Source organism: Pseudoalteromonas sp. OFAV1, from assembly GCF_021532595.1.
Taxonomy (GTDB): domain Bacteria; phylum Pseudomonadota; class Gammaproteobacteria; order Enterobacterales; family Alteromonadaceae; genus Pseudoalteromonas; species Pseudoalteromonas lipolytica_C.
In genome coordinates this window covers 1-6,021 of record NZ_JAKGBG010000088.1, presented here as the reverse complement: position 1 = coordinate 6,021, position 6,021 = coordinate 1, and the positions used below count along the sequence as shown (strand labels likewise).

General features: G+C 35.6%; 7 protein-coding genes. 2 read left to right on the top strand and 5 right to left on the bottom strand.

Going from position 1 to position 6,021, the window contains the following annotated elements; genetic code table 11:
- Nucleotides 1–245: 245 nt before the first annotated feature.
- From L1267_RS23445 to L1267_RS23435, 3 genes are all read right to left on the bottom strand, one after another.
- Nucleotides 246–1,496: a hypothetical protein gene (locus tag L1267_RS23445; RefSeq protein WP_235384413.1), complete on the bottom strand. Its 1,251-nt coding sequence runs from the start codon at nucleotides 1,494–1,496 to the stop codon at nucleotides 246–248.
- Nucleotides 1,497–1,601: 105 nt separating this feature from the next.
- Nucleotides 1,602–2,093, bottom strand: a complete 492-nt coding sequence (locus L1267_RS23440) for a hypothetical protein (RefSeq protein ID WP_235384412.1) — start codon at nucleotides 2,091–2,093, stop codon at nucleotides 1,602–1,604.
- A 72-nt stretch (nucleotides 2,094–2,165) separates the two neighbouring features.
- Nucleotides 2,166–2,702, bottom strand: a complete 537-nt coding sequence (locus L1267_RS23435; RefSeq protein WP_235384411.1) for a DUF262 domain-containing protein — start codon at nucleotides 2,700–2,702, stop codon at nucleotides 2,166–2,168.
- A gap of 143 nt (nucleotides 2,703–2,845) precedes the next feature.
- On the opposite strand from L1267_RS23435, the gene L1267_RS23430 reads away from it, so the two are divergent.
- Together L1267_RS23430 and L1267_RS23425 are read left to right on the top strand one after the other, a co-directional pair.
- On the top strand, nucleotides 2,846–3,559 hold the full coding sequence (locus L1267_RS23430) for a peptidyl-tRNA hydrolase (protein ID WP_235384410.1): 714 nt from the start codon (nucleotides 2,846–2,848) through the stop codon (nucleotides 3,557–3,559).
- A gap of 50 nt (nucleotides 3,560–3,609) precedes the next feature.
- A complete protein-coding gene (locus L1267_RS23425; protein WP_235384409.1) occupies nucleotides 3,610–3,939 on the top strand; it encodes a hypothetical protein in 330 nt (109 codons plus the stop codon).
- Nucleotides 3,940–4,273: 334 nt separating this feature from the next.
- On the opposite strand, the gene L1267_RS23420 is transcribed toward L1267_RS23425, so the two are convergent.
- Both L1267_RS23420 and L1267_RS23415 read right to left on the bottom strand, forming a co-directional pair.
- Nucleotides 4,274–4,681: a hypothetical protein gene (locus tag L1267_RS23420; protein ID WP_235384408.1), complete on the bottom strand. Its 408-nt coding sequence runs from the start codon at nucleotides 4,679–4,681 to the stop codon at nucleotides 4,274–4,276.
- Nucleotides 4,674–6,021 (bottom strand): hypothetical protein (locus L1267_RS23415; RefSeq protein ID WP_235384407.1); only part of this gene is annotated, 1,348 nt, incomplete at its 5' end. The genes L1267_RS23420 and L1267_RS23415, both read right to left, overlap by 8 nt.

Here is a 6,021-nt window from a genome sequence, read left to right as displayed (position 1 = left end):
CAATGCAGACAACAATGCATCATTGGTTATAAAGAAACGGGCAATCAATCTCATTTTAGACTCTGGAACGGAGTTGTCTGACGATGGAGTTCTCAGAACTAAGTCAGATAGTGGACGTGGAGGCAATTGTAAGACTAGCCGAGCCAAAAGCTCGATTAGCAGTGTCCAACGAAGCGTCAAAAAAGAAAGGTTAGTAGCTTAGGCTACTATCTTGGAAGCTCGGAGCTTTAGCTCCGAGTAGTTCACTATACTTTTACTGGGTTTGAAAGTCTGTATTGGCTCTCCAAACGAGAGCTATCAGCATTTAACCATTCATCTAATGGGTTATCCTCGAACCATTTTTTGTGGAGTCTAGCTTGTTCATTGTATTTATCTAGTAATGACTCATATTCTCGTTTAGTAATGATTTTTTCGATTGAACGGCCAAATCGTTTGGCAACAGCTGGCTCAGCTAGGCCGACGATACCTGTAGGGAAAACTAAGTCGTCAAAACTAAGCTCAGTTGAGATTCTATGTACTTTTTCGCCATTTCTTATGTATATAAATGTAAGCTTGTCTTGTTTAGCTTCAAGATCATTAAAAAATGAATCCAATATTTTTCGAACAGGTCGCTCTTTGTCGTTTCTTCTTACTTGAAAGACAACCATAGAACGTGGGAAAGATAAGATCCGTTCTAAATTTTCGCTACGGCATAACCATTGATCAAATGAGGCAATATTAGATAGTTCTAAACCACCTGAACGGTAATCTAATAGTGAAGTTTCATCCATATATAACTTACGCTGGAAAACGTGTAATTTGTCGTCAGCTGTTGCAGGATTACCATCTTGGATCTGAACAATATCCTCGGAAATGCCCGTATAAAGAGAGATGTTTTGGATTCGTTCCTCAGCGATATTTTGCATATTCTTAAACTGAAGCGCAGAAATTGACAGACCTTTTGATGCTGCCATAGACCATTTAGCTAGCCCTTCATTAGCTGATTTCAACTTATTTTCGAGCTCAGGTAATTTAACATCTCTCGCTTCCATAAGCTCATTTTTAAGTGCATCTACGGCGCCATGATTAATAATAGTGCTAAGACCGGTTGATGTAGATACTGAAGAGTTGCTTGCAATTTTATTAGTGAGCCCTAATTCGCTAACCAAAGAATTTATTTGCCCAATTATGGATACAGTTTCACCCTTGTAGTGACCGATTGAATTTGAAATGATTGCATCAGGGTTGCCTTCAAGAGATACTTGTTTGTTGATGTCATCAAAATGGACGCGAACACTATTATATCCTTGACGCGAATCAGGCTCTTCAACTTGGATATAGTTTGAACCGATATGAGTGATACAACCGAACCAAGCATCTCTACTTAAGTCATGAAAAGCAGGTAGGGATTTACGGTAAAATTCGTCTGCCTTAACCCAAACCCATTGGCCTACTTTGAGTTGCTGAGCATCTTCGATAGAGATGTTATTTATGATGTTTTTAGATAATTCAGACATTTAATTCCCTGCTTTAAAACTTACCTGTTGATGCTTTCAGTTTACAAAAAATGCGCTCTATTGGCAATATTTAAAGATATTTAGATAGAGCACGTAACTGTTAATTTAATTTCGAGCTAAAAATGCATGGAATTGCGTAAAACGCCCCATAAAAGTTGACTGTAGAATGTCTACCTTCAGCGTTTTTCCATCAAAATGCTTTATTAAATGAGCTTCATGTGAGGCTTTTTTGCATTCAGAGTAGGTTTTTCTATGAGTAAAGCCTTCATTAAGTAGCATCTTCTCAAGGTCTTGGCCGCAGTGGGATTCAAAATCAACATTCACAGACTCACCTTCAGATGCCTGTTTTACATAGTACAACTGATGAGCTTTGTTCAATTCTTTTGAACAGCTATCAAAGAACGCCTTTTTGCTGGCTACATGTTCTTTTGTTGCAAGCCCATCAAGGTGCAAGTTTTCAGGGGAAAGACCTGACTGAATTGATGCTTTCAAAGAAGAAATTTGTTTAAGACTTAATTGATTAATGTCCATCAAAGGTTTATTAAATACCTTAAGAATAGCATTTTCTTTGTTTATGAGAGTTTGTAGATTTTCCATACTATAGCCTTATTTGATTTTGTAAGTTGATGATATCATTTCGCAACTAATTGTGCAATAAAAAGATACCGGTTATTTCTTATGTGGTACGCCACCAAATGCCAGCTGCTCGTAGATGGCATTTAAAATGTCATAATCCCACACATCTAACCTTCTCTGTGGAAATGGCAACTTAAAGAAGCGTAATTGTTCAGCGCGAGTAAGGTCTTTCCAATAAAAGCCGAATACTGGAAATTTATTGGACCAAAACTTTTCTAGAGATAGAAGCCTATTCTGCCCATCTACAAGCCAACCTGAGTATTTAGCTGGAGAGCCATCATCATTATAACCAGTCTCGTGTACAATATAGTCATTACCGATAGGAAGTTGAAGTATTAGGCTTTCGATAAATTTCACTTCCTGAGCGACGCTCCAGCAAGGCTCTCTTTGAAAGTCAGGAATAGGGAAGCCACAAGTATAACGGTCAGAAGTATCATGTGTTTGATTTTCTGGCGTCGGGTTACTTAACCATGTTAGATGCTTTTGAAAATTGCGGTAAATAGTTTCTAAATCGAATTGATATGATCTACCAGTATCAATTCGATTTGGAAAGCGTTCGGATAGAGACATCATAAGACCTTAAATGTTGATAGTAGGGTTATTTTAGCAATAAAAAGATATCAAATCAACTATTGAGAATGAATTAACAATATAGGAAAATAGATGATTAAAAATATTATTTTCGATATCGAATACATTTATTAAGAATTATTATGACAGAAAAAATTGTGATAAATAAAGATTTGGGTATGCCAGTTGGCAAGCTAATGGCCCAAGTAGCTCACGCAGCATCTAATTTGGTCTTAGACCGCTTTGCATACAATAAAGATGGTAATTTAATTGTGCCAAGGCATGATTATGTATCAATTAATTGGCTAAATGAGTGGGCAGAGAGAGATTTTTCAATTGATTTTGTCTTTGTAAGTAAAATTGAATTGTTATCCATATCAGAATTAAAAGAAGATACCGTTTCATCAGTAGTAGATGAGGGGAGAACATGTTTTGATAACGAGAGAACCCTAACAGTTGTAGGAACAGTCGCGCATAGAATGAATACTTACTCGAAATCAACTCACTTAATGTTGGATGATGAAGTGAGGCAGTATTATGTCGTCAAAGACAAGAACAAAACGTTAATAGAGCTATTAAGTACGGTATCTAAGTTAGCGATATTGGCCATTTTTTCGCGCATTGAGATGGTTGACGGCGATATGATAATTAATCTAAAAAGCAATCTGAAATTAAAAAGGTGGATTGAGGGTTATTACCCTAAGATAGTGTTATCGGAAAGGGCTAATAGAAGCCTAGAATGCTGTGATGAGAAAGCCTACCTAGTTTCTCAAGATGGCTCGGTGGCTGTATATGATTTTATGCAGAAAGATACTGCAAAAACTTATTTCACAAAAAATAATTACTGCTTGATGTAATTATTTTTTGTGGTATTTTTGAGCAGCAATTAATTAAAAAGGTTATTTATATGAAAATTAGTATGTCTATTGTCGTGATTGCGTTGGTTGGTTTAGCTGGCTGTTCTTCAAGTGCTAAAAAGCCTGTAGAGCCAGCACCTGTAGTAAAGAAAGTCGAAGTTCGCTCAGAGCGCCTTGATGTTAAAGAAACAGTATCAAAGCTGCTTAATTATTGTGAAAAGTGGGCGAAAGCCTATGAAGCTAATCTAGGCAAAGATCCGAAAGAAGCATTCGAAGAGTGTGTTGATCTAACTTCCAGTAATATGAAGAAAAAAGCAGCTGAGCGCATGTCGGGCTCAAATGAAACTACATATCGTTCGTTTCCTTTCGATGCGAGCTAATACTTATAAGCTGGGCCTTAATTAAGGCTCAGCTTTACTTCTAATATTTCTTTTTCATTAGATGTGAAAGTAATATCTTCGATTAGAATAGTCTCCTCTGTAACTAGCTCGAAATTACGAGTATTTACCTTAATGTCCAACTCTTTGAGCCGCTTTAATGCTCCTAGACAAGGCTTAGTTGGATCAGAGTGACATGCCCATGTTTTCCCTTTTATTAGCTGCATACCAATTATCTCGTATGGTGTAGGTAGACATCCATAGTTTTGTATGGTTTCAGATTCCTCCGTATGCGCAAAAGGGCAAGCTGTCTTTGAACATTTTTTTCTGCACATATTTAATTCTCATTTAGTAGTTTAAGTAAAAGATTACGCATGATAGAACGCTCACTCGAGATTGAGTGGATTAGGCTTATAGGAGTAATGGCGCCAAACTTTAAAAGTGTTAAAAGTTTGTCTTTATCTATTCTTCCATCAAACACCGAGCATTCCGATAAAAAGTGAGCGATATTGTTATGTAGCGCTCTTGTGGTAATAAATTTATTGTAAAACTCATAAACTAGACTTATTTCAAAAAGATTATTGTTAGCCTTAATGTTAGAAAGTAAGTTTCCTGATGAAATCAGTGTATCAATATTAGCTGAACATTTGATAGAGCGGCAGATTGAAAAAACCTCATCATCAGTCAGTTCAACAACGGATGACAAATCTTTAGTTTTAAGAATGTCTTGGATTTTTTTAGTCATGCATAATACTTAATATATAAGGCTTTAATTCTGGTTTGGCCTGTCTCATGACGGACAATGGCGTTTCTTCCTTATTAACTAGTAACATTACACGATAGATCTTTGATATCAAGTGAATATGGCCAGATGCGTAGCATGTCTCGACTAACTTGTCAGAGTTAATTTCTAGTGACTTATACGTATCAATTTGCAATGCTTTATTTGCACATGAAGCTATTAAATAAGATGCAAAAAGTGAGCGATTGTTCTTGTTTTCAATACGTTTAATTTTGTCACAAATGAAAGCACGGTATGATTGTTCTTTTGTTTTTGCTATCGAAGTAAAAGTTGAACTTTCTGGTACAAATTCTGAAATATCATAAATATGGCGTCGGGTTTCCTGTATACCGCTATTGATACTGTATTCAGATGTATTAAATAAAAGACCATTAGTAATCAAAGGTTTAAGAGAGTCGGGATCATTATTCTCAATAGCTTTAATGAAAATGTTGCTAAAGGCTTGAATTTTATATCCAGCTGACATTTGGTTGAAATGATATTTTTTAATAATGTCGATAATTGGTTGGTAAGCAATACCTGAAGAATCTAGGATTGTCTTGAAGTTAAACATAGAAACGATGTTCTCTAAATGTGCCATGGTTATATAGATATTATCATCAACACAGTTATCTAAAAGGTACTTTTTAGTAACGTCTTTATACCCCATTAAGTTCTCAAGAATAACCGCATACGCATAACCGAAGCTAAGAGAAGTAGTTTTTAAAGAGTGTTCCCCAGTGAATGATTTTATTAAATACGAGTAGGCTTTATTACGTGTTGTACACGGTTTGTTTTCTTGTTTAGAAAGAAATGTCATTAATTCAATTAAGTAAAAAATTAGGCTTATTGATTTCTCGCTATTGAAAAAGTGGGGCCTAATGTTAGTGGATAGTTTAATTAGTAGCAAGTCAATATGCGTATCCGGCACATCATTTGTTTTTAGCAAGTGGAGAATGCTAAATAAGATATCGGCAGAAATATCCATCTTGCATTGCTTTCTTAGGTCTTGATTATAAGATTGAGCATTAAGATGAAATAAGATAGCTTTAATAGACTCTACATTGTTATCACGACGAAATTTTTTGAACCTTTTAATGTCAGCACTTACTTTGTGATCCAAGAATTTATATATAGATTTGGAATTTTTCTCTTTATACAGATTATTAAGGCCAATCTTCATTGCTTCTTTAATTGTTTCAGTTTCGAACCCAAGTTGATTGCGAGTCCTTGATACATCCTTGTAAATCGAATGTGAAGTTGCATTTATCTTGTTATTCAAAAATGTATCATGAGCTAAGCGA

Bases quoted from the DNA above. Each gene is read 5' to 3' on its own strand.
- L1267_RS23440 (WP_235384412.1), bottom strand. From the start codon at position 2,093: ATGGAAAATCTACAAACTCTCATAAACAAAGAAAATGCTATTCTTAAG.
- L1267_RS23435 (WP_235384411.1), bottom strand. From the start codon at position 2,702: ATGTCTCTATCCGAACGCTTTCCAAATCGAATTGATACTGGTAGATCA.
- L1267_RS23430 (WP_235384410.1), top strand. From the start codon at position 2,846: ATGACAGAAAAAATTGTGATAAATAAAGATTTGGGTATGCCAGTTGGC.
- L1267_RS23425 (WP_235384409.1), top strand. From the start codon at position 3,610: ATGAAAATTAGTATGTCTATTGTCGTGATTGCGTTGGTTGGTTTAGCT.
- L1267_RS23445 (WP_235384413.1), bottom strand. From the start codon at position 1,496: ATGTCTGAATTATCTAAAAACATCATAAATAACATCTCTATCGAAGAT.
- L1267_RS23420 (WP_235384408.1), bottom strand. From the start codon at position 4,681: ATGACTAAAAAAATCCAAGACATTCTTAAAACTAAAGATTTGTCATCC.